The organism is Klebsiella sp. BDA134-6, assembly GCF_015601345.1.
In the GTDB taxonomy this organism is placed as follows: domain Bacteria; phylum Pseudomonadota; class Gammaproteobacteria; order Enterobacterales; family Enterobacteriaceae; genus Klebsiella; species Klebsiella grimontii.
This window is the reverse complement of the sequence record NZ_CP064784.1, coordinates 2,036,921-2,059,183: the sequence shown is the minus strand read 5'-3', so window position 1 is coordinate 2,059,183 and position 22,263 is coordinate 2,036,921. Positions and strand designations below refer to the sequence as shown.

General features: G+C 54.3%; 17 protein-coding genes. 8 read left to right on the top strand and 9 right to left on the bottom strand.

All coding sequences use genetic code 11. The features are described 5' to 3' along the window. Positions 1–59: 59 nt before the first annotated feature. Together IYV58_RS09385 and fabA are read left to right on the top strand one after the other, a co-directional pair. Positions 60–1,817, top strand: coding sequence for an AAA family ATPase (locus IYV58_RS09385; RefSeq protein ID WP_195729536.1), 1,758 nt, complete (start codon positions 60–62; stop codon positions 1,815–1,817). Positions 1,818–1,886: 69 nt separating this feature from the next. Next, positions 1,887–2,405 carry a bifunctional 3-hydroxydecanoyl-ACP dehydratase/trans-2-decenoyl-ACP isomerase gene (gene fabA, locus IYV58_RS09380; protein WP_004131011.1) on the top strand — a complete coding sequence of 173 codons (519 nt, stop codon included), beginning with the start codon at positions 1,887–1,889 and terminating at the stop codon, positions 2,403–2,405. A 66-nt stretch (positions 2,406–2,471) separates the two neighbouring features. Here fabA and rmf read toward each other — a convergent pair whose 3' ends face one another. The 6 genes from rmf to rlmKL form a co-directional block, all read right to left on the bottom strand. Continuing rightward, complete coding sequence (gene rmf / locus IYV58_RS09375) at positions 2,472–2,639, bottom strand: ribosome modulation factor (RefSeq protein WP_004871568.1); 168 nt, start codon at positions 2,637–2,639, stop codon at positions 2,472–2,474. A 255-nt stretch (positions 2,640–2,894) separates the two neighbouring features. Beyond that, a complete protein-coding gene (pqiC, locus tag IYV58_RS09370; RefSeq protein ID WP_195729535.1) occupies positions 2,895–3,458 on the bottom strand; it encodes a membrane integrity-associated transporter subunit PqiC in 564 nt (187 codons plus the stop codon). Further along, on the bottom strand, positions 3,458–5,095 hold the full coding sequence (gene pqiB / locus IYV58_RS09365) for an intermembrane transport protein PqiB (protein WP_004131007.1): 1,638 nt from the start codon (positions 5,093–5,095) through the stop codon (positions 3,458–3,460). Before pqiB ends, pqiC begins: the two co-directional genes overlap by 1 nt. Then, positions 5,085–6,353, bottom strand: a complete 1,269-nt coding sequence (gene pqiA, locus IYV58_RS09360) for a membrane integrity-associated transporter subunit PqiA (protein ID WP_049112811.1) — start codon at positions 6,351–6,353, stop codon at positions 5,085–5,087. Before pqiA ends, pqiB begins: the two co-directional genes overlap by 11 nt. Before the next feature lie 14 nt (positions 6,354–6,367). Then, positions 6,368–8,275: an ABC transporter ATP-binding protein gene (locus tag IYV58_RS09355; protein ID WP_049112804.1), complete on the bottom strand. Its 1,908-nt coding sequence runs from the start codon at positions 8,273–8,275 to the stop codon at positions 6,368–6,370. Between the two features lie 12 nt (positions 8,276–8,287). After that, entirely contained in the window at positions 8,288–10,393 is a 2,106-nt protein-coding gene (gene rlmKL / locus IYV58_RS09350; protein ID WP_004131002.1) for a bifunctional 23S rRNA (guanine(2069)-N(7))-methyltransferase RlmK/23S rRNA (guanine(2445)-N(2))-methyltransferase RlmL, read from the bottom strand. Positions 10,394–10,491: 98 nt separating this feature from the next. On the opposite strand from rlmKL, the gene IYV58_RS09345 reads away from it, so the two are divergent. Then, positions 10,492–11,601, top strand: coding sequence for a YcbX family protein (locus IYV58_RS09345; RefSeq protein ID WP_004131000.1), 1,110 nt, complete (start codon positions 10,492–10,494; stop codon positions 11,599–11,601). Here IYV58_RS09345 and zapC read toward each other — a convergent pair. Both zapC and pyrD read right to left on the bottom strand, forming a co-directional pair. After that, positions 11,598–12,140 (bottom strand): cell division protein ZapC, encoded by a 543-nt coding sequence (gene zapC, locus IYV58_RS09340; RefSeq protein WP_004130998.1) that lies wholly within the window; start codon positions 12,138–12,140, stop codon positions 11,598–11,600. The genes IYV58_RS09345 and zapC overlap by 4 nt on opposite strands. 168 nt (positions 12,141–12,308) lie before the next feature. Further along, on the bottom strand, positions 12,309–13,319 hold the full coding sequence (pyrD, locus tag IYV58_RS09335) for a quinone-dependent dihydroorotate dehydrogenase (protein WP_004130996.1): 1,011 nt from the start codon (positions 13,317–13,319) through the stop codon (positions 12,309–12,311). Between the two features lie 248 nt (positions 13,320–13,567). Between pyrD and ssuE the strand changes: the two genes are divergently transcribed. From ssuE to ssuB, 3 genes are read left to right on the top strand one after another with little or no spacing between them, the layout of a single operon-like run. Beyond that, positions 13,568–14,143 carry an NADPH-dependent FMN reductase gene (ssuE, locus tag IYV58_RS09330; protein WP_004130992.1) on the top strand — a complete coding sequence of 192 codons (576 nt, stop codon included), beginning with the start codon at positions 13,568–13,570 and terminating at the stop codon, positions 14,141–14,143. A gap of 57 nt (positions 14,144–14,200) precedes the next feature. Next, positions 14,201–14,992: an aliphatic sulfonate ABC transporter permease SsuC gene (gene ssuC / locus IYV58_RS09325; RefSeq protein ID WP_004130990.1), complete on the top strand. Its 792-nt coding sequence runs from the start codon at positions 14,201–14,203 to the stop codon at positions 14,990–14,992. Then, entirely contained in the window at positions 14,989–15,762 is a 774-nt protein-coding gene (gene ssuB / locus IYV58_RS09320; protein ID WP_004130988.1) for an aliphatic sulfonates ABC transporter ATP-binding protein, read from the top strand. The genes ssuC and ssuB overlap by 4 nt, the downstream gene beginning before the upstream one ends. Before the next feature lie 66 nt (positions 15,763–15,828). Here ssuB and pepN read toward each other — a convergent pair whose 3' ends face one another. Further along, the gene (gene pepN, locus IYV58_RS09315; RefSeq protein ID WP_004130986.1) at positions 15,829–18,444 is read right to left on the bottom strand and encodes an aminopeptidase N; all 2,616 of its coding nucleotides are present in this window, start codon (positions 18,442–18,444) and stop codon (positions 15,829–15,831) included. A gap of 328 nt (positions 18,445–18,772) precedes the next feature. Between pepN and pncB the strand changes: the two genes are divergently transcribed. Together pncB and asnS are read left to right on the top strand one after the other, a co-directional pair. Beyond that, the gene (gene pncB / locus IYV58_RS09310) at positions 18,773–19,975 is read left to right on the top strand and encodes a nicotinate phosphoribosyltransferase (protein ID WP_004130976.1); all 1,203 of its coding nucleotides are present in this window, start codon (positions 18,773–18,775) and stop codon (positions 19,973–19,975) included. A 303-nt stretch (positions 19,976–20,278) separates the two neighbouring features. After that, entirely contained in the window at positions 20,279–21,679 is a 1,401-nt protein-coding gene (asnS, locus tag IYV58_RS09305) for an asparagine--tRNA ligase (RefSeq protein WP_004130975.1), read from the top strand. Positions 21,680–22,263: the final 584 nt, after the last annotated feature.

Here is a 22,263-nt window from a genome sequence, read left to right as displayed (position 1 = left end):
GCTCAGACGCCGCATAATGTATAATCGCGCGTTTTACATCTGACTAAAAAACAGCGACTTTGACCATTACGAAACTTACCCGAAACGACCTTGCTCCTGATACGGAAAGTTATCAGGCGCTGTTTGCACAAGCCGACCTGGGGCACGCAGAGGAATCCCTCTCAGGCGAACTGCAACCCCGTCTCTTTTATGCCCTGGAGCAGCTACTGGTCACTCCAGCCATTTCGCCATTTATGCTGGTTAAAATTCCGGAAGAACCGGAGTACCTGCAATGGTTAGCTAACGAAACCCGAACTTTACATCAACCGGCAGCAACACTCTGTGGCGTTCACTATCAGGTTGATGGCGGAAAAATCTCTCTTACGCCGGCGCACACTGCTGAAGATAATTTCGCCAGCGTTGCCCCGGTAGAAGCCGCTGACTGGATCGAAGCAGAACAGCTGTTTGGCTGCGTGCGCCAGTTTAATGGTGAAATCACCCTACAACCCGGTCTGGTCCATCGCGCCAACGGCGGCGTATTGATTCTCTCCCTGCGCGCCTTACTGGCTCAGCCCCTACTGTGGATGCGGCTAAAAAACATGGTGGCCCGCCAGCGTTTTGACTGGCTGTCATTCGATGAGTCTCGCCCTCTTCCGGTGAGCATCCCTTCTATGCCCCTGAGCCTGAAAGTGATCCTCGTGGGCGAGCGGGAATCCCTGGCTGATTTCCAGGAGATGGAACCCGAGCTTTCTGCGCAGGCTATCTACAGCGAATATGAAGATAACCTGCAAATTGCTGATGCAGATACGCTGAAGCAATGGTGCCAGTGGGTCTGGCAAAATGCTCAACAGCTTGAACTTCCGGGACTGTCCGCTAACGCCTGGCCGCTGCTGATTCAGGAAGGCGCGCGTTATACCGGCGATCAGGAAACTTTGCCGCTGTGCGTTCTCTGGATTGCCCGCCAGCTTAGAGAAGCCGCCGCGTTCTGTGAAGGTGAAGAGATTCGCGCCGAAGAGATACAAACCATGCTGGAGCGTCGTCTGTGGCGCGAGGGCTATCTTGCTGAGCGCATCCAGGATGAAATCCTGCAGGAGCAGATCCTGATCGAAACCGAAGGCGAATGCGTAGGACAAATCAACGCACTCTCTGTCATTGAGTTTCCGGGTCACCCTCGCGCGTTTGGCGAGCCTTCGCGTATCAGCTGCGTCGTGCATATTGGCGACGGCGAATTCATCGACGTTGAACGCAAGGCCGAGCTGGGCGGCAACATTCACGCAAAAGGCATGATGATCATGCAGGCGTTTCTGATGTCCGAGCTGGAGCTCGAACAACAGCTTCCCTTCACCGCCTCCCTGACCTTCGAGCAGTCCTACAGCGAAGTGGATGGCGATAGCGCCTCCATGGCCGAACTGTGCGCGCTAATCAGTTCGCTGGCCAATGTACCGATTAATCAGAGCATCGCCGTTACCGGCTCTGTCGATCAGTTTGGTCGCGTACAGCCGGTTGGCGGGCTCAACGAGAAAATTGAGGGCTTCTTCGCTATTTGCCAACAGCGTGGGCTGACCGGCAAACAGGGCGTCGTCATCCCCTCCGCCAACGTTCGTCATCTGAGCCTGGCACAAGAACTGCAGCAGGCCGTTGCGGATGAGCAGTTCTTTATATGGGCAGTCGATGACGTGTCGGAAGCGCTGCCCATTCTGACCCAGTTGCTCTGGGACGGCGAAGGACAAACTTTACGGCAAACCATTCAGGAACGAATTGCGCAGGCGACACAGCAAGAGAGTCGTCATCGCTTTCCGTGGCCGCTACGCTGGTTAGGCGGTTCAGGTTCGAACTGATCGGACTTGTTCAGCGTACACGTGTTAGCTATCCTGCGTCCCGAACTCAAAATAAGGCTTACTGAAAACATGGTAGATAAACGCGAATCCTATACAAAAGAAGACCTTCTTGCCTCTGGTCGTGGTGAACTATTTGGTGCAAAAGGCCCCCAGCTGCCGGCACCAAGTATGCTGATGATGGACCGCGTCATCAAAATGAGCGAAACCGGTGGTAACTATGACAAAGGTTATGTTGAGGCAGAACTCGATATTAACCCGGACCTGTGGTTCTTCGGTTGCCATTTCATTGGTGACCCGGTAATGCCGGGCTGCCTGGGTCTGGATGCCATGTGGCAGCTGGTTGGTTTCTACCTGGGCTGGTTAGGCGGTGAAGGTAAAGGCCGTGCATTAGGCGTGGGTGAAGTTAAGCTCACTGGCCAGATACTGCCAACGGCGAAGAAAGTGACCTACCGTATTCATTTCAAACGCGTGATAAACCGTCGTTTGATTATGGGCCTGGCGGATGGCGAAGTGCTGGTTGACGGTCGTCTGATTTACACCGCAACCGACCTGAAAGTGGGCCTGTTCCAGGACACTTCCGCATTCTGATAAGCAGTGACCCGTTAGAAAAGGCGAAGCCCCCGCGCAGCGGAGGCTTCTTTTTTAAAGAGACAGTCAGGCAGTTTGTACCCTGTCCTCCATGGCTTCTCGCCAGCCTCCTAGCCAATAAGACCTTTGGTTTAAGGTCTGGTAAGGACACATTTCCTTCGACCTTCCGGTAATACCGGCCTGGTACCCACGCTGATGTGCCCGTTCCAGGCGATCTCGTTTTTGTCTCTTCATGCCTCGTTTCCCTCATTCTTTGATCTGGTGGAAAAGAAAACAATGGTCACTTAATGCGCAACCACGGTTAACGAATACCGCGAATCAGAGATAGCGTCAATGCGCAAAATTCACGCCATTGTCATATTTGTGAGCTACATGAAAGTTCGTTTGTACAAAAACTGTGAACCAGCACAAGTAACAATCTGATGAGACAAACAAAAAGCCACTGCGATTTTCATTCTCGCAGCGGCCTTTTACTCTTATGAATTTTACTTATGGCAGACGATTAAGCTCGCTGGCAATCGCGGTTGCTTCCTGAGTCCAGGCCTGAGCTAACGTTTTCACCATCGCGTCGTAGCCATCCTCTTGCTGCTTAAGCTCAATATGGAACGGCCGCTTGATCAGCTGCCCTTGATGCTTCAGCAGCCACTCGCCGCTGACGATTACCCGGCCATCGTAACGACCGTGAAAACCACTAACGGATACGTTCAGCGTATCTTGCTCGCTACCCAGCGGTTGAGAAGCGACAACCCATCCCGGTAGCTGGTTGCTAAGGTTCGCCACCAGCGTTGTTCTCAGCTGTTGATCGAGCGGGCTAGCCCATAGATTGTTGTTGGCAATCACATACTGAACATCGGTGGTCTGATAAACCATCCCGTTACCGGCCAGATAATCTGGAATGCTAACCTGCTCAACCCACAGCAAATTTTTGCTTTGATGGGCGGCGCTTTGCGCGCCTCCCTGCGCCACCGGAAGCTGATAGTAAGTTTTACTCTCGCCGCCGCTGCTGCATGCCGTCAGCGCGCATACCGCCGCCGCTATTAGCCATTTCTTCATTATTTCGCTCCCTTCGGCTGTGGATCTTTTTTATCCTTCGCCTCAAATACCAGCGCATTGCTCTTATCATTGAGCGTTTTCAGTACCGGCTGCAGTTCGCGAAGAACCTGGTCGAGACGCTGCATGTCCGCAACCATCTTATTGTATGCCGCAGATCCCGGCTGGAAGCCTTGCATACTACGATTAAGTTCACGCAACGTATTCTGCATATCGCCCGGTAGCTGCTGCATCGACTGACTTGACGTTATCTTGTTCAGACTATCCAGCGTCGCCTGTACGTGCTGCATCGTTTTTTCACTTTGCGCCAGCGTACTGGTTGCCTGCTCCAGCAGCGGGTTAATTGGCAGATTATTAATCTTATCCAGCGCATCCATCAGCCGCTGCTGGATCTGCGCCAGGCCACCGCTCACGGTTGGAATAATCGGATATCCGCCAAACTCCTGGAACTTGCCGCGCGCTGGCGCTTTCGGGTAGAAGTCGAGATCGATATACAGCGCCCCGGTGACCAGGTTACCGGTTTTAAGTGAACCACGCAGTCCACGGTTCATCAGATCATCGATATGCTTACGAATGTCAGGATCGGTGCCTAATTGATTGATCAAGCGTTCAGGCTCAATCCGCACTTCGACCGGAATACGATAGTCATCGTTTAAGCTCTGCTTCAGACCGGGGATAAAGAACGGTACTTTACCCACGGTCCCAAGGCGTATACCGCGGAACTCAACCGGCGCGCCGGGTTGCAGACCGCGAATCGAATCTTTAAAGAACATCACGTAGTCAATATGCTGAGTAAACACTGAATCCTGAATGCTGCGCTGGTCGTCAAACAGATGATATTCGGTTTTATTCGCCACCGGCTCACCTAACGGCAACCCTTCGGGAATATCAAAGCTGACGCCGCCGCCAAACAGGGTCGACAGCGATCCCATTTCAACGCGCATACCGGCAGCGGTCAGATCCACCGCAATACCGCTATCCTTCCAGAAGCGCACGTTATTGGTTACCAGCCGATCGTTAGGCGCACTGATAAACAGTTGATAAGTAATGTTCCGTTTTTGCGCATCGAAAGTGCTGGTTTCAACTGAACCTACGCGATAGCCGCGGAAAAGCACCGGATCGCCGGGTGAAAGCTGACCCGCTTTGCTGCTTTCCAGCAGGATGCGAATACCTTTAGCATCAGGGGATGCCAACGGTGGTGAATCCAGCAGCGGATACTGCGACGGGACAGAACCTTTGGTACCGGGCTGCAGTTCGATATAGGCGCCGGATAACAGCGTCCCCAGACCGCTAATCCCTTCACGACCGACCTGCGGTTTAACCACCCAAAAAACCGAATCCTGATGCAGCAGTTTTTCCATGCCTGAATTCAGCCGGGCTTTAACTTCCACGTGGGTCAGGTCATCCGTCAGCGTTGCGCTTTCAATCACGCCGACATCAACGCTGCGGCTTTTGATCCGGGTTTTCCCCCCTTCAATTCCCTCAGCGTTAGTCGTAATCAGGGTCACTTCCGGCCCCTGGTGACTATAGTGATAAAAAAGAATCCAGGCACCAATGAGCGCCGTAACTATCGGGAAGATCCACACCGGTGACCAGTTTTTCACCTTTTGCACCTTCGCTTCTCCGCTCTTATTTTCCATGCTGCAGTCTTTCCTCATGGCTTGAATCTGGCTCACGATCCCACAATAAACGAGGGTCAAACGTCATGGCCGAAAACATTGTCATTACTACGACCAGCGCAAACATCACAGCTCCTATCGCCGGATAGATATTCATTAATCCACCGATGCGTACCAGCGCGGAGAGGACTGCGATAACAAACACATCAATCATTGACCAGCGGCCAACAAACTCGACGACTTCATAGATCAGATGCATGCGCTCCGAGTCGCGATCTCCCTTGCCGCTTGCGTTCCAGCATAGCCAGCCAATGGCGATCATCTTTAACGTCGGCACCATAATACTGGCGATAAATATCACCATAGCAACCGGATACGATCCTTCACTCCATAGCAGGATCACCCCCGCCATAATAGTGGAGGGCATTTTATCGCCCAGCAGGTCGGTAATCATGATCGGCAAAATATTGGCGGGCATATAGAGGATCAATGAAGTCACCAGCAGCGCCAGCGTCCACTGCAGGCTGTTTTTACGCCGGGCGGTTCCCTTGGTACCGCAGCGTGGACAAACAGCCTCATCCTCGGGCAAAACCGCCGTGCAGCATGAACACGAGCGTAGACCCTGGCGCAAACCGGAAACGCCGACTTTCAACGGCTGTTTAATCGGCGGCATTGGCGCAATATCATCCCATAACCAGCGGCGATCCACGCACTGGAACGTTCGCAGCTGTAACAGGCAGAACATACACCAGGGAATAAAACTCAGGCCGATACCGATATCGCCGTATGCCATCAGCTTAACGAAGCTAACCAGTACTCCGGCGAGGAAGATCTCCGCCATCCCCCAGGTTTTAAGGTGAAACAGGATCCGCGCCAGAAAGGCTTTTAACCCGGAAGGCATGCTCACCCGGTTGACCAGTAGCAGTATAGTGACCAGGCAGAATGCCGGCACCAGCTGTACGAACAGTAAAAAGAAAGTCCCGAGGCTGGCGTAATCCTCGGTAAACAGCACATTTGGAATTTCCAGTAGCTCAATTTCGCTGCTGATCCCCCCAACCTTCATATAGATGAAGGGAAACAGATTGGCCAGCAGCAGCATGAACAACGCGACCAGCGCGTAGGCTGTGGGACGCTGCCGGGGAGCGTCCCATGACGTTGTTAATGTCGTTCCGCAACGCGGACACGTAGCTTTCTGGCGATGCTCCAGCTGCGGCAAAGCCACCAGCAGATCACATTGTCGACACAGGATATGCCGCGCAGCATGATGATGATCGCACATGAAAACTCCTCAGCTTACGCGCCGTTTTTTAATCCTTCGAGATATTCCCAGCGTTCGAAGGCGGTTTCTAGCGCCTGCTCCGCTTCACTCAGCTGCGCAAGCACCTGCTGCGTATGGTCATGCGATTGCCCAAAGAAAGAAGGGTCGGCAACCTGCTCCTGCAAATTCTGCAGCTGGGCTTCCAGCTCTTCCAGTTTATGCGGCAGCTGTTCCAGCTCGCGCTGCAGGTTATAGCTTAGTTTGCTGGCAGCGCGTTTGACACTTTCTGCTTTCGGTTGAGCAACTTCAACAGTCTTTTTAGAAACCGACTGCTTTTTCGCCAGATACTGGGCCTGCTGACCGCGTGCGTCATGATAGCCGCCAACGTATTGACCAATTTGTCCCGCGCCTTCGAAGATCCAACACTCCGTTACCGTGTTATCAACAAATTGACGGTCGTGGCTAACCAGCATCACCGTTCCCTGATAGCCGTCAACCAGCTCTTCCAGCAGTTCCAGGGTTTCGACATCCAGATCGTTTGTCGGTTCATCGAGAATCAACAGGTTACTGGGCTTGAGAAACAGACGCGCCAGCAACAGACGGTTACGCTCACCGCCCGACAGCGCGCGCACCGGCGTCATCGCGCGTTTCGGATGGAACATAAAGTCCTGCAGATAGCCCAGGACGTGGCGCGGCTTGCCGTTCACCATCACTTCCTGTTTACCTTCCGCAAGGTTATCCATCACCGTTTTATCCGGATCAAGTTCCGCGCGGTGCTGGTCGAAGTAAGCCACCTCCAGCTTGGTACCCACGTGAATACGTCCGCTATCCGCCTGCAGTTGACCGAGCATCAGCTTTAGCAGCGTGGTTTTGCCGCAGCCGTTCGGGCCAATCAGCGCAATTTTGTCACCTCGCTGGATTTGGGCGGTGAAATCTTTCACCAGCACCTTGCCATCAACCTGGTAGTTGACGTTCTCCATTTCGAACACGATCTTGCCCGAACGCGCGGCCTCTTCGACCTGCATCTTCGCACTGCCCATCACTTCACGGCGCTCACCGCGCTCGCGACGCATGGCTTTTAACGCCCGTACGCGCCCTTCATTACGGGTACGACGCGCTTTGATCCCCTGGCGGATCCACACTTCTTCCTGCGCCAGCTTGCGATCGAACTCCGCGTTCTGTAATTCCTCCACGCGCAGCGCTTCTTCTTTATCCAGCAGATACTGATCGTAGTTACCCGGATAGGTGACCAGCTTGCCGCGATCGAGATCGACAATGCGCGTCGCCATATTGCGGATAAAGGAACGGTCGTGCGAAATAAAAATAATAGTGCCTTTGAACATCTTCAGGAAACCTTCCAGCCAGTCGATAGTTTCAATATCGAGGTGGTTGGTCGGTTCGTCGAGCAGCAGCACGCGCGGCCCGCTGACCAGCGCGCGGCCAAGGGCCGCTTTACGCAGCCAGCCGCCGGAAAGCGAGGAGAGCTCGGCGTTAGGATCGAGACTGAGCTGTTCCAGCACTTCATTAATGCGGCTATCGAGCTGCCACAGGCCTAAGTTATCCAGTTGCTCCTGAAGACGCGCCAGTTCGTTCAGATTCTTATCACTCGGATCGGTCATCACCAGCTGCGAAACATCGTGATAGCCCTTGAGATAAGCCGCTTGTTCCGCAATCCCTTCGGCCACAAAGTCGTAAACGGTGCCGGTTACATTACGCGGCGGATCCTGCTGTAAACGTGCCACAACCAGATCCAGTTCATAGATAATGCGCCCGTCATCAAGACCCTGTTCACGATTGAGGATCTTCATCAGGGTCGATTTACCCGCACCGTTGCGCCCTACCAGGCAGACGCGTTCGTTATCTTCGATATGCAGTTCAGCATTATCCAGCAGCGGCGCATCGCTGAAAGAGAGCCAGGCGCCGTGCATACTAATTAAAGACATTCTTTATTCCTTTCAGGCTGCGGTAATCAGCCAGCAGTTGTGAATCTGACGGTTGCGGGCAAAATCCTGAGACAGCGTTTTTTGCGTGATCTCCTGCGCCTTCAGGCCCAGTTGCTCCAGCCCGTCATGATCCATACGGAAACCGCGTTTGTTGTTCGAGAACATAATCGTGCCGCCTTTACGCAGCAGACGTTTTAAATCGGTCATCAGGCGCAAATGGTCGCGCTGAACGTCAAACGCATCATCCATACGCTTGGAGTTGGAGAAGGTTGGCGGATCGATAAAGATCAGGTCGAACTGCTCGGTCGTCTCCCGCAGCCAGCCCAGCACATCGGCCTGCATCAGGCGATGCGCGCGGCCGGTTAAGCCATTGAGGCGCAGGTTACGTTCAGCCCATTCAAGATAGGTACGTGACATATCGACCGTCGTCGTGGAACGCGCGCCGCCAAGGCCGGCATGGACGCTGGCGCTGCCGGTGTAGGAGAAAAGGTTGAGGAAGTCTTTGCCTTTACTCATCTGGCCCAGCATGCGGCGAGCGATACGATGGTCGAGGAATAGCCCGGTATCCAGGTAGTCGGTCAGGTTGACCCACAGACGCGCGTTATACTCCTGTATCTCAATGAACTCACCCTTTTCGCCCATTTTTTGATACTGGTTTTTACCTTTCTGCCGTTCGCGAGTTTTCAGTACCAGCTTGTTCGGCGCAATCCCCAGTACGGCAATGGTGGCGGCAATAATATCAAACAGGCGCTGGCGGGCTTTATGCGCATCAACGGTTTTCGGCGGCGCATACTCCTGCACCACCACCCAATCGGCGTAGCGGTCGATAGCGACGTTATACTCCGGGAGGTCGGCATCATACAGGCGATAGCATTCAATACCTTCCTGACGCGCCCACTTCTCGTATTTTTTCAGGTTCTTGCGCAGACGGTTGGCGAAATCTTCCGCCAGCATAGCGGTTTTGCCGCCTTCGTTTTCCGCAAGATGGTAGTTCTTCTGTACGCAGTCGAGCGGGCCGTTTTTCGCTTTAAACTGTTTATCAGCACGAAGCTGCAGGCAGCTCAGCAGATCCGGCGAGGCGCTAAACAGCGACAGGTTCCAGCCGCCAAACTGGTTTTTCATGATCCGCCCCAGCAGGCTATGCAGGGCAATCAGCGCCGGTTCACTCTCCAGACGCTCGCCGTACGGCGGGTTGCTAATCACCGTGCCATAAGGGCCCTTCGGCAGTGGGTTGCTAAGCTGGGCAACGTCTTTCACTTCGAAGGTAATCAGTTCGCCAATACCGGCTCGGCGGGCGTTACGCTGCGCGCGTTCGATAACGCGGGCGTCAACGTCGGAACCGTAAAAGCGCGATTCATACGCCGCAAGTCCCTGACGGGCGCGGGTTTGCGCTTCGGCTTTCACTTCTTTCCAGATAGCATCGTCATGCTGCGCCCAGCCGCCGAAACCCCAGTGACCACGGTGTAAACCCGGCGCACGATCGGTGGCCAGCATCGCCGCTTCAATCAGCAGCGTACCGGATCCGCACATCGGATCGAGCAGCGGCGTACCCGTAGCCCAGCCGGAACGCATCACTATCGCCGCGGCCAGGTTTTCTTTGATTGGCGCCATGCCGGTCCCATCGCGGTAGCCGCGCAGGTGCAAGCCCTCGCCGCTGAGATCCAGGGAAATATGCGCGGTCTCTTTATTCAGCCAGACGTTAATTCGTAGATCGGGGTTTTCACGATCGACGTTGGGACGCGGCAGATTCTTACGCGTAAAGCTGTCTACGATGGCGTCTTTAACCTTCAACGCCCCGTACTGACTGTTACGAATCTCTTCGTTCAGCCCGCTAAAGTGCACGGCAAAAGTGGCATCCTGGGTGAAAATCTCCGTCCATGGAATAGCCTGTACGCCAAGATACAGATCCAGGTCGCTGTAGACGCTGCACTGCCCCAGCGGCAGCATAATCCGCGAAGCCAGCCGGCTCCACATCAGGCTTTGATACAGCAACCGCGTATCTCCCTGAAAATGGACCCCGCCCTGGACCAACTGGCAGTCCACCGCGCCCAGCCCTTCCAGTTCAGTTTTTAACAGCTCTTCCAGCCCACGAGCCGTACTGGCAAACAGAGAATTCATATCGTCACTTTTACTAAAAGAAAATTGGTGCGCATTATAGCCAATATGCGCCCTATGTCATAAAGTTAAAGGCTTATTTTTAAAGCCAGGGGCAGCGTATGGTCACCCTTTCGCGTCTTTTCGTTCATCCCGTCAAATCAATGCGGGGAATTGGGCTCAGCCACGCTTATGCAGATATCAGCGGGCTAGCCTTCGATCGTATCTTTATGGTGACGGAAACCGATGGCACCTTCATCACCGCCCGTCAGTTTCCGCAAATGGTCAAGTTTATTCCGGCGCCGCTCCATGATGGTCTGCATCTGACCGCGCCGGACGGCAGCAGCGCGGTGGTCCGCTTCAGCGATTTCTCGACGCAGCAGGAGCCTACCGAAGTCTGGGGTAACCACTTTACCGCCCTGATTGCCCCATCCGCGGTCAACCAGTGGCTAAGCGGATTCTTTAACCGCAGCGTTCAGCTCCGCTGGCTGAGTCCGCAGCTCAGCCGCAGGGTGCAACGTCACGATGCCGTGCCCCTCTCCTTCGCCGACGGTTTTCCCTACCTGCTGGCCAATGAGGCTTCACTACGCGATTTGCAAAAACGTTGCCCGGCCAGCGTAAGCATAGAACAATTTCGCCCGAATCTTCTGGTGACCGGCGCGGCCGCCTGGGAGGAGGATACGTGGAAAGTGCTGCGCATTGGCGAGGTCATTTTTGATGTCGCTAAACCGTGCAGCCGCTGCGTATTGACGACCGTCAGCCCGGAGCGCGGGCAAAAGCATCCTGCCGGCGAGCCCTTAAGCACGCTGCAGAGTTTCCGCACGGCGCTGGATAACGGCGATGTCGATTTCGGCCTGAACCTGATCGCGCGAAATAGCGGCGTAATCCGCGTGGGCGATGAGTTAGAAGTGCTGGCCCGCGGCCCGGCGAAGGCCTACGGCGCAGGCGAGAGTGATAATACGCCGGCACCTGAAGCGCAGCAGAACGCGACGGTAGAAATAGTCTGGCAGGGAGTGAGCTTTACCGGTAATAATCAGCAAATACTGCTGGAGCAGCTGGAACAACAGGGAATTCGCATTCCTTACTCATGTCGGGCAGGAATCTGCGGCAGTTGCCGCATCCGGCTGGAAGAAGGGGAAGTCAGCGCGCTGAAGAAAAACGCGGTAGCCGCCGATGGCACTATTCTGTGCTGTAGCTGCGTACCGAAAACCGCGGTGAGGCTGACGCCTTAAACCGCCTGGCCCAGGCTGTAGCTGGCGACACCTGGCGCTGGCTGCAGTCTGTCGTTCATAATTTTAATCACATCGCCCAGTTGCATCACGCGGCCGGCAAGCGTCAGACCGGGCTGAGCTAACAGGCATAGCGCGGCGTTTTCGCCGGGCTCAACCACCAACAGATTGACCTGCTGGCCGGTATCGCTGAGCCATGCGCTGGCGGCATCGCCAACGCCGGGCTGCCAGCTCTCTTCATGAGTATTGAAGTGCCAGCTTTTCGGCATTTGCGGTTTGAGAAAACGAATGGCGACCAGCGCATTAAGCACTAATTCTGCACGCTGTTCTTTTGTTAATTCGAGGTCGCGGCATTTTTCTTCAAAGGAAAAATAGAGCGCGGCATCATCAACGCAAAATCCGGAAGGCGCGAAGGCGTCGGGCGTCAACATTCGGCGGGCAAAACGCGACCTGAATAACATACCATTAGCCAGATCGAGCATCATGCGGTCATGCTCTTCATCATAATACCAGCGCCAGTTATCGTCAGGTTTGATCCGCATTTCTACCCCCGTCCTCTTCCACTTCCATCTGTAATTAACAGGTAAACTGCTACAGAATATTTCCAAAATTAAGAAAAGACTAAAATGTTTAAATAAGCAACAATGAAGGAATATAAAACAACCAGGGCTATAAATAAAGCCCTGGTGAAGTATCAGAAGGGGAAAAGATTAGATATGGGTAACAATTTCTTTAATCAGCGGCGGACCTTTAAAAATAAATCCGGAATAAATCTGCACCAGCGTCGCTCCGGCGGCTATCTTTTCCCGGGCGGCAATCACCGAGTCAATACCGCCGACTCCGATAATGGGCAGACGGCCATTTAATTCCGCAGACAGCATACGGATAATTTCCGTACTCTTTAGCTGCAAAGGACGTCCGCTAAGCCCACCGGTTTCATCACAATGTTTCATCCCCTGTACCAGCGATCGATCCAAAGTCGTATTGGTGGCAATCACGCCATCTATATTATGCCGGACTAAACTGTCCGCCACCTGGATCAATTCTTCGACGGAAAGATCCGGTGCGATCTTTACGGCCACAGGAACATATTTCTGGTGCTTCTCTTGTAGCTCACGTTGCTTATTTTTAATACCAGAGAGCAAATCATCCAACGCGTCTCCGTATTGTAAAGTACGCAAGCCTGGGGTATTCGGCGAAGAGATATTAATGGCGATATAGCCGGCATAAGCATAGATTTTTTCCATACAAATCAGATAATCATCTTTACCTTGTTCTACCGGGGTATCTTTATTCTTGCCGATATTAATCCCCAGAATGCCGTCAAAATGCGCCTTTTTTACGTTCTCAACGAGGTTATCAACACCGTGGTTATTAAAGCCCATGCGGTTGATCAACCCTTCAGCATCGACCAGGCGGAAGATCCTTGGCTTATCGTTGCCCGGCTGCGGGCGTGGGGTCACGGTGCCAATTTCAATGGAACCAAAACCCATCGCGCCGAGCGCATCAATGCACTCGCCATTTTTATCCAGCCCGGCGGCCAGGCCCAGCGGATTCTTAAATGTGAGCCCCATACAGGTCACCGGTTTTGTCGGCACCTTCTGGCGAACCAACATTTCCAGCGGGGTACCCGAAACACGGCGTAATTGTTGAAAAGTGACTTCATGAGCGCGCTCAGGATCGAGCTGAAAAAGGGCTTTACGAACGAAGGGGTAGTACATGAACTCTCCTGGATTCCCGGTGTGCAAACCGGGGGCGTATTATGTGCGATCCACCCCTGAAAGGGAATTGACCTACGACAAAAAATCTCATCTCCGACGCAAACGTTTACCTTTCTCCCACTCGTTATGCACTTTCTGACAATCCAACGCCGGATAAATCATTTAGGGAAATAAAAGCGCTCTGTCACACTGCAGCTAAATGTTATCAATTATAGATAAATGCGAATATTTAGTTATAAGGAGTGAGTATGCGAGTCATCACACTTGCGGGCAGCCCGCGTTACCCTTCCCGCTCCAGCGCGCTTCTGGAATATGCCAGAGAGACGCTCTCCGCGGCGGATATTGAAGTCTGCCACTGGCACCTGCAGAATTTTGCCCCGGAAGACCTGCTCTACGCTCGCTTTGATAACCCCGCCCTCCATGCGCTGAATGAACAGCTTGCCGGCGCCGATGGGCTGATCATCGCGACCCCCGTCTATAAAGCCTCTTTTTCTGGTGCGTTAAAGACGCTTCTGGACCTGCTGCCGGAGCGCGCGCTGGAGGGAAAAATCGTTCTGCCGCTGGCTACTGGCGGAACCATCGCCCATATGCTGGCGGTGGATTACGCCTTAAAACCGGTACTCAACGCGCTGAAAGCTCAGGAGATCCTGCACGGCGTTTTTGCTGATGATAGTCAGGTCACGGATTATCAGCATAAACCGCAATTTACCCCGAATCTGCAGGGTCGCCTCGACCAGGCGCTGGAAACCTTCTGGCAAGCGCTGCATCGTCCCAGCAGCCGCGCGCCGGCGCTGAAAAATTTACAGCAGGTTGCGCATGTTTAAAAATCCCGCGTTGATGCCCGTATCCAGGCAAAACGGTCAAGAATAAAGGAACACTCTATGGCGACGCTTTCGCAAAAATTCCTGATCCGCGTAGCCCCCTGGCTTTTGCCGGTCGGCAGCGTGATCGTCTGGCAATTCGCCTCCTCCGTCGGTTGGCTATCGACTCGTATTTTACCGTCGCCGGAAGGAGTGCTAAAAGCCTTCTGGACGCTCTCCGCCAGCGGCGAGCTTTGGCAGCATCTGGCTATCAGCTCATGGCGGGCGCTTATTGGTTTCAGCATCGGCGGTTCTATTGGCCTGGTTCTCGGGCTGATTAGCGGCCTGTCGCGCTGGGGCGAACGCCTGCTGGATACCTCCATTCAGATGCTGCGCAACGTGCCGCACCTCGCGCTGATTCCGCTGGTGATTTTATGGTTCGGCATCGATGAGAGCGCCAAAATCTTCCTCGTGGCGCTGGGAACCATGTTCCCGATTTATATCAACACCTGGCACGGTATTCGAAACATTGACCGGGGACTGGTCGAGATGGCTCGTAGCTACGGCTTATCGGGTTTTGCTCTGTTCCGCCATGTGATCCTGCCCGGCGCCCTGCCCTCAATTATGGTCGGCATCCGTTTTGCGCTCGGCCTGATGTGGTTAACGCTAATCGTGGCCGAGACCATCTCGGCTAACGCCGGTATCGGCTACCTGGCGATGAACGCCCGCGAATTTCTGCAGACCGATGTCGTGGTCGTCGCCATTATTCTTTACGCTATTCTCGGCAAACTGGCCGACTTCAGCGCCCAGCTGCTTGAACGCGTCTGGCTACGCTGGAATCCGGCCTATCACCTTCAGGAGGCCAACGCATGACCACCGCGCGTCTTAATCCGGGGATCCCACTGCTGCTTAACGGCGTAAGCAAGCGTTACGGCAGCAAGACGATTCTGAATGAACTCGAGCTTCATATTCCCACCGGGCAATTCGTCGCGGTGGTCGGGCGCAGCGGCGGCGGTAAAAGCACCCTGCTGCGTCTGCTTGCCGGGCTGGAAAAACCCAATGCCGGACAGCTGCTGGCGGGTTCGACGCCGCTGGCGCAAATCCAGGATGATACCCGGATGATGTTTCAGGATTCCCGCCTGCTGCCGTGGAAAACGGTGATCGATAATGTCGGCCTCGGGCTGAAAGGTCAGTGGCGCGAGGCCGCGCTCAGGGCGCTGGCAAGCGTCGGCCTTGAAGACCGCGCCGGTGAATGGCCCGCGGCGCTTTCCGGCGGGCAAAAGCAGCGCGTGGCGCTGGCTCGCGCGTTAATTCATCGCCCCGGATTATTGCTGCTTGATGAACCGCTGGGCGCGCTGGACGCGCTCACCCGCCTGGAGATGCAGGATCTGATTGTCTCGCTGTGGCAGGAACATGGATTTACCGTCCTGTTGGTCACTCACGACGTCAGCGAGGCGGTGGCGATGGCCGATCGCGTCTTGCTGATTGAAGAGGGGAAGATAGGGCTGGATCTGCTGGTGGACATTCCACGTCCGCGGCGCACGGGTTCGCCGAAGCTGGGCGAACTGGAAGCGGAAGTTTTGAATCGGGTAATGCAGCGCGGCAAGAACGAGTCTGCGCCGCGCTTAGCGAGACACGGCTGAACCGTCGTCGTTTTTATAACATCCGGCCACAGCGCAGCTGCGCCCTGGCCGGAAATCACGTCACTGTTACGCCAGCGCTTTACTGATTTTCTCGAACAGATCCCCGGAAAGATTCTCCAGCCCCTTCAGTTGCTCCAGCGCCCCGCGCATCAGCGCCTGACGCTTCTCGTCGTAGCGCTTCAGGCGGATCAGCGGTTCAATGAGACGCGAAGCAACCTGCGGGTTGCGGCTGTTCAGTTCAGTCAGCATCTCGACCAGGAACTGATAGCCGCTACCGTCTTCAGCGTGGAACGCCGCCGGGTTGCTGCCGGCAAAGGCACCGATCAGGGAACGGACGCGGTTCGGGTTACCCATGCTGAACGAGCGATGATTCAACAAGCCGCGAACCGTCTCCAGGACGTTATCCGCCGGGCTGGTGGACTGCAGGATAAACCATTTATCCATGACCAGTCCGTCCTGGTGCCATTTGTCGTCATACTCCTGCATCAGCGCATCACGGCACGGTAGCTGAGCCGCTACGGCCGCCGCCAGCGCCGCCAGCGCGTCGGTCATATTGTCCGCATGATGATACTGCGCGCTAACCAGTTTATCCGCCAGTCCGGCATCGCCAAACGCCAGATAGCGCAGGCAGGTGTTACGCAGAGAACGCTTGCCGATATCGGCATGCTCAACGCGGTAGCTGTCGAGCTTGTTGGCGTGGTAAACCGCCAGGAACTCGTCCGCCAGCTCTTTCGCCAGCGTGCGGGTAAGCGCTTCGCGCACCGCGGCGATGGCGATCGGATCGATAATCGCAAACAGCTCCGCCATTTCATTTGCCGAAGGCAGGGTCAGGATCTCCGCCGCCAGCGCCGGATCGATCTTCTCATCCAGCAGAATCGCACGGAACGCATCGGCGACGTGGATCGGCAGCGACAGCGGCTGCCCTTGCTGGTGACGGTTGACGTTGAGTTTGATATAGGTCGCCAGCAGGCTCTGCGCCGCGTCCCAGCGGGAGAAATCATTCCGCGCGTGACGCATCAGGAAGGTCAGCTGCTGATCGCTCCATTTATACTCCAGCTTCACCGGCGCGGAAAACTCGCAAAGCAGCGCCGGTACCGGCTGGAAGTAGACGTTATCGAAAACAAAAGTCTGCTCCGCCTGGGTCACGTTCAGTACGTGATGCACCGGATGGCCGCCCTTCTGCAGAGGGATCACTTTGCCTTCGTTATCGTACAGCTCGATATCGAACGGGATATGCAGCGGCAGCTTCTCCGCCTGTTCTGACGTCGGCGGCGTGCGCTGGCTGATGGTCAGGGTGTACTGCTCCGTTTCCGGATTGTAGTCGTCATGAACGGTGACAATCGGCGTACCGGACTGGCTATACCAGCGGCGGAAATGGGACAAATCGACGTTGGAAGCGTCTTCCATCGCCTGGACAAAATCATCACAGGTCGCGGCGCTACCGTCGTGGCGTTCAAAATAGAGCTGCATTCCTTTCTGGAAATTCTCTTCGCCCAGCAGAGTATGCAGCATGCGGATCACTTCCGCGCCCTTCTCATACACCGTCAGGGTGTAGAAGTTGTTCATCTCAATCACGCTGTCCGGGCGAATCGGATGCGCCATCGGGCTGGCGTCTTCGGCGAACTGCAGGCCGCGCATGGTGCGTACGTTATTGATGCGGTTGACCGCGCGTGAGCCGAGGTCGGAGCTGAACTCCTGATCGCGGAAAACGGTCAGGCCCTCTTTCAGGCTAAGCTGGAACCAGTCGCGGCAGGTAACGCGGTTGCCGGTCCAGTTATGGAAATATTCGTGACCAATGACGCGTTCGATATCCAGATAGTCTTTATCGGTCGCGGTATCGGTACGCGCCAGTACGTATTTGGAGTTAAAGACGTTAAGCCCTTTGTTCTCCATGGCGCCCATATTGAAGAAGTCGACGGCGACAATCATATAAATGTCGAGGTCGTACTCGAGACCAAAGCGGGTTTCGTCCCACTTCATTGAATTTTGTAGCGAGGTCATCGCCCATGGCGCGCGGTCAAGGTTGCCGCGGTCAACGTACAGCTCCAGCGCGACTTCACGCCCCGAACGTGTTTTAAAGGTATCACGCAGGACGTCGAAATCGCCGGCCACCAGCGCAAACAGGTAGCACGGTTTCGGGAACGGATCCTGCCACTGGATCCAGTGGCGGCCGTTTTCCAGCTCGCCCTGGGCCAGGCGGTTACCGTTGGAGAGCAGGAACGGGTATTTTGCTTTATCGGCGATGATTTTGGTGGTGAAGCGCGCCAGAACGTCCGGGCGGTCCAGATACCAGGTAATATGGCGGAAGCCTTCCGCTTCGCACTGGGTACACAGCGCTTCGCCGGACTGATACAGTCCTTCCAGCGCGGTATTCGCCGCGGGGCTAATTTCGTTGACGATGGTCAGGGTGAAATGTTCCGGTAAACCGCTAATGACCAGTTGGTTATTTTCTTCTTTGTAGTCGCTCCACGGTTGGCCGTTAACCTGAAGAGAGACCAGCGTCAGGTCTTCGCCATCCAGACGCAATGGCACATCAGACGTAGCCGCCTGGCGGGAGACCTTGCTCTCAGCCGTCACTACGGTTTTCGCGGCATCCAGGTCAAAGGTCAAATCGATATCGCTAATCAGATACTCCGGCGCACGATAGTCGTGGCGGTATTTGGCTTGGGGCTGTTGTGTCATAAAAAACCTTTAGCGTGTCCTGTAAAGTGTCGACTCAGTCTATTCCTGTTGCGCAAATCTCGCTATGCAGAATCTTCATCTTTTCAATGCTAAACATAAAAATTGCTACATTTTGATAACACAAGAGGCACGAAATGCGCTCGACCAGGCGCAAACCTTGTGGTGTGATGCGTGTTCAATATATTAAACTAGGCCTCGCAAATGACCGTCTGCGTCGCCATCAGCCGTCGCCGCGGGACAGAGTCGGGTATTACAGGTATACTCCGCCTCCTTTTTACCGCTTTGGTTTTGATGGAAACGCTCCAGTGAGAGGATGCTACTGCGCACCATGACCCAATTCACTTCTCCTGTACTGCACTCGTTGCTTGATACGGATGCCTATAAGCTGCACATGCAGCAGGCTGTCTTCCACCGCTACAATGATGTACAGGTTGCGGCGGAGTTCCGCTGCCGTGGGGATGATTTGCTCGGCATCTACGCCGATGCGATTCGCGAGCAGGTTGAGACGATGCGCGACCTGAGGCTACAGGACGATGAATATCACTGGTTGTCGAGCCTGCCCTTCTTTGCGCCAGACTATCTCGAATGGCTACGCGGCTTCCGCTACGACCCGCGCCAGGTTACCGTCATCAATGACAACGGCAAGCTGAATATCCGCCTTTCCGGGCCCTGGCTTGAAGTTATTATGTGGGAAGTTCCGCTGCTGGCGGTGATAAGCGAGCTGGTGCATCATTATCGCTCGCCGGAAGTCAGCGTCGATCTCGCGCTGAATACCCTTGAGCATAAGCTGACTGACTTTAACCGCCTCACGGCTGATATCGATATGTCGGGCTTCCGCCTGATGGATTTCGGTACCCGCCGCCGCTTCTCCCGCGAGGTGCAGCAGGCCATTGTTGAGCGTCTTCAGCAGGAACCCTGGTTCACCGGCACCAGCAATTACGATCTGGCACGTCGTCTGAATCTGACGCCGATGGGAACTCAGGCGCACGAATGGTTCCAGGCGCATCAGCAGATCAGCCCGAACCTGGCAAGCAGCCAACGCGCCGCCCTCGCGGCCTGGCTGGAAGAGTACCCGGATCGGCTGGGGATTGCCCTGACCGACTGCATTACGATGGACGCTTTTCTGCGCGATTTCGGACCGGAGTTTGCGACCCGCTATCAGGGGCTGCGCCACGACTCCGGCGACCCGGTGGAATGGGGCGAGAAGGCTATCGCCCACTACAAAAAGCTGGGCATCGACCCGCTGAGCAAAGTGCTGGTATTTTCCGATAATCTCGACCTGACAAAAGCGGTCGATCTCTATCGCCACTTCTCCTCGCGGGTGAACCTGAGCTTCGGTATCGGTACGCGTTTAACCTGCGATATTCCTCAGGTGAAGCCGCTGAATATTGTTATCAAGCTGGTGGAGTGCAACGGTAAGCCTGTCGCCAAACTTTCTGACAGCCCGGGTAAAACGATTTGCCACGACAAAGCGTTCGTTCGCGCTCTGCGCAAAGCCTTCGATCTCCCCCCGGTTAAAAAAGCCAGCTAGGTCATATAAAGACAAAATGCGTCCGCCAAAACGGGCGCATTTTTATTCGCCTCCGCTTATCACCCCGAGACGTTATCAAGCGTTAAGAATCCCGTTCGCCCCGCATGGGATAATCGCGATGAACGAATCCCTCTTAATATCAGGCTCTCACACAGCAAAGAAGGCGATCTCCTTATTTATTTCCTAAAAGCCCCCTTTCTTGTGCGAAATCTACTTGTCTGATGGAAGATGACAGGTAACATAGATATCCCCCTGCTGAAGGGGAATACAGATTTTTCTATTGGACTAACAAGAGAGACTATTATGAGCGTTGTGCCTGTAGCCGACGTACTCCAGGGCCGCGTTGCCGTTGACAGCGAAGTCACCGTGCGCGGATGGGTGCGTACCCGCCGAGATTCTAAAGCTGGCTTTTCTTTCCTCGCCGTCTATGACGGTTCCTGCTTTGATCCTGTACAGGCCGTTATTAGTAATTCTCTTCCCAATTACAATCAGGAAGTCCTGCGCCTGACCACCGGCTGTTCGGTCGTGGTAACCGGCAAAGTCGTGGCGTCTCAGGGACAGGGCCAGAGCTTTGAAATCCAGGCTAGCCATGTTGAAGTCAGCGGCTGGGTTGAAGATCCGGATACTTATCCGATGGCGGCTAAACGTCACAGCATTGAGTATCTGCGTGAAGTTGCCCACCTGCGCCCGCGCACCAACCTGATTGGCGCGGTGGCGCGCGTTCGCCATACGCTGGCGCAGGCGCTGCACCGTTTCTTCGACGAGCAGGGCTTCTTCTGGGTTTCTACTCCGCTGATTACCGCTTCCGATACTGAAGGCGCCGGCGAGATGTTCCGCGTTTCAACGCTGGATCTGGAAAACCTGCCGCGCAACGACCAGGGCAAAGTCGATTTCGATAAAGACTTCTTCGGCAAAGAGTCGTTCCTGACCGTTTCTGGCCAGTTGAACGGCGAAACCTACGCCTGCGCGCTGTCTAAAATCTACACCTTTGGCCCGACCTTCCGCGCGGAAAACTCCAACACCAGCCGCCATCTTGCGGAGTTCTGGATGCTGGAGCCGGAAGTCGCCTTTGCTAACCTGAACGATGTGGCAGGTCTGGCAGAAGCGATGCTGAAGTACGTTTTCAAAGCCGTTCTCGAAGAGCGCGCGGATGACATGCAGTTCTTTGCCGAACGGGTTGATAAAGACGCCATCGACCGCCTGCAGCGTTTTGTTTCCGCTGATTTTGCCCAGGTTGATTACACCGACGCGGTCACTATTCTGGAAAATTGCGGTAAGCAGTTCGAAAACCCGGTCTACTGGGGCGTGGATCTCTCCTCCGAGCACGAACGCTATCTGGCGGAAGAGCACTTTAAAGCGCCGGTTGTCGTGAAAAACTATCCGAAAGATATTAAGGCGTTCTATATGCGCCTTAACGAAGACGGTAAAACCGTCGCTGCTATGGACGTGCTGGCACCGGGCATCGGTGAAATCATCGGCGGCTCCCAGCGTGAAGAACGCCTGGACGTGCTTGACGCGCGTATGGCGGAAATGGGTCTTAATAAAGAAGACTACTGGTGGTATCGCGACCTGCGCCGTTACGGCACCGTGCCGCACTCTGGTTTCGGTCTGGGCTTTGAACGTCTGATCGCTTACGTGACCGGCGTGCAGAACGTTCGTGACGTCATTCCGTTCCCGCGGACTCCGCGTAACGCGACATTCTGATTTTTTTCTGCAATTTTTGTCAAAGGCCAGCGCAAGCTGGCCTTTTTTTATGTCAATTTACGTTAATGAATATCAGGAAACTTAAACATCAACCAACATGATTCACAATTATGTTACGCACTATTTCATTAGTGAGCGCTAATTAAAACCGCACCTTTTGTTCATAAACTGGCAAACACGCTGATTATATTGCTCGTTTTTTAACCACGCGCAGCACAACTTGCAACGACAAGATTTGAATAAAAATAAAGCAAAATGCTGATGCAAAATGCACAAACCCTCTCTTATCTAAATTATTCATAATTAATTCATATAGATATATAAAGAAAGGCGATTTTGTCAGCAAACGGGACCGGAATGTTGATTGAGTTCACAAAGTTCCCAAAAATACACATTTAGTTACATAGAATTTCCTTTTGTTACTCATATGCGATATTGGTAGCATTTTCAGGCTAGCGAAACGTTGTTCTGAATGGAAAGATGCCTCCAGACACCAAACTATCATCAATAGTTCCGTAAATTTTTATTGACGAAACTTATTGGCGGCAGTGGCAAGTGTTCATAAAAAAATATAAATGAGGGTA

Coding starts and splice junctions, on each gene's coding strand:
- pncB (WP_004130976.1), top strand. CDS start 18,773: ATGACCCAATTCACTTCTCCTGTACTGCACTCGTTGCTTGATACGGAT.
- pepN (WP_004130986.1), bottom strand. CDS start 18,444: ATGACACAACAGCCCCAAGCCAAATACCGCCACGACTATCGTGCGCCG.
- ssuB (WP_004130988.1), top strand. CDS start 14,989: ATGACCACCGCGCGTCTTAATCCGGGGATCCCACTGCTGCTTAACGGC.
- pqiB (WP_004131007.1), bottom strand. CDS start 5,095: ATGGAAAATAAGAGCGGAGAAGCGAAGGTGCAAAAGGTGAAAAACTGG.
- fabA (WP_004131011.1), top strand. CDS start 1,887: ATGGTAGATAAACGCGAATCCTATACAAAAGAAGACCTTCTTGCCTCT.
- pqiA (WP_049112811.1), bottom strand. CDS start 6,353: ATGTGCGATCATCATCATGCTGCGCGGCATATCCTGTGTCGACAATGT.
- ssuC (WP_004130990.1), top strand. CDS start 14,201: ATGGCGACGCTTTCGCAAAAATTCCTGATCCGCGTAGCCCCCTGGCTT.
- rmf (WP_004871568.1), bottom strand. CDS start 2,639: ATGAAGAGACAAAAACGAGATCGCCTGGAACGGGCACATCAGCGTGGG.
- ssuE (WP_004130992.1), top strand. CDS start 13,568: ATGCGAGTCATCACACTTGCGGGCAGCCCGCGTTACCCTTCCCGCTCC.
- IYV58_RS09345 (WP_004131000.1), top strand. CDS start 10,492: ATGGTCACCCTTTCGCGTCTTTTCGTTCATCCCGTCAAATCAATGCGG.
- asnS (WP_004130975.1), top strand. CDS start 20,279: ATGAGCGTTGTGCCTGTAGCCGACGTACTCCAGGGCCGCGTTGCCGTT.
- rlmKL (WP_004131002.1), bottom strand. CDS start 10,393: ATGAATTCTCTGTTTGCCAGTACGGCTCGTGGGCTGGAAGAGCTGTTA.
- pyrD (WP_004130996.1), bottom strand. CDS start 13,319: ATGTACTACCCCTTCGTTCGTAAAGCCCTTTTTCAGCTCGATCCTGAG.
- pqiC (WP_195729535.1), bottom strand. CDS start 3,458: ATGAAGAAATGGCTAATAGCGGCGGCGGTATGCGCGCTGACGGCATGC.
- IYV58_RS09355 (WP_049112804.1), bottom strand. CDS start 8,275: ATGTCTTTAATTAGTATGCACGGCGCCTGGCTCTCTTTCAGCGATGCG.
- zapC (WP_004130998.1), bottom strand. CDS start 12,140: ATGCGGATCAAACCTGACGATAACTGGCGCTGGTATTATGATGAAGAG.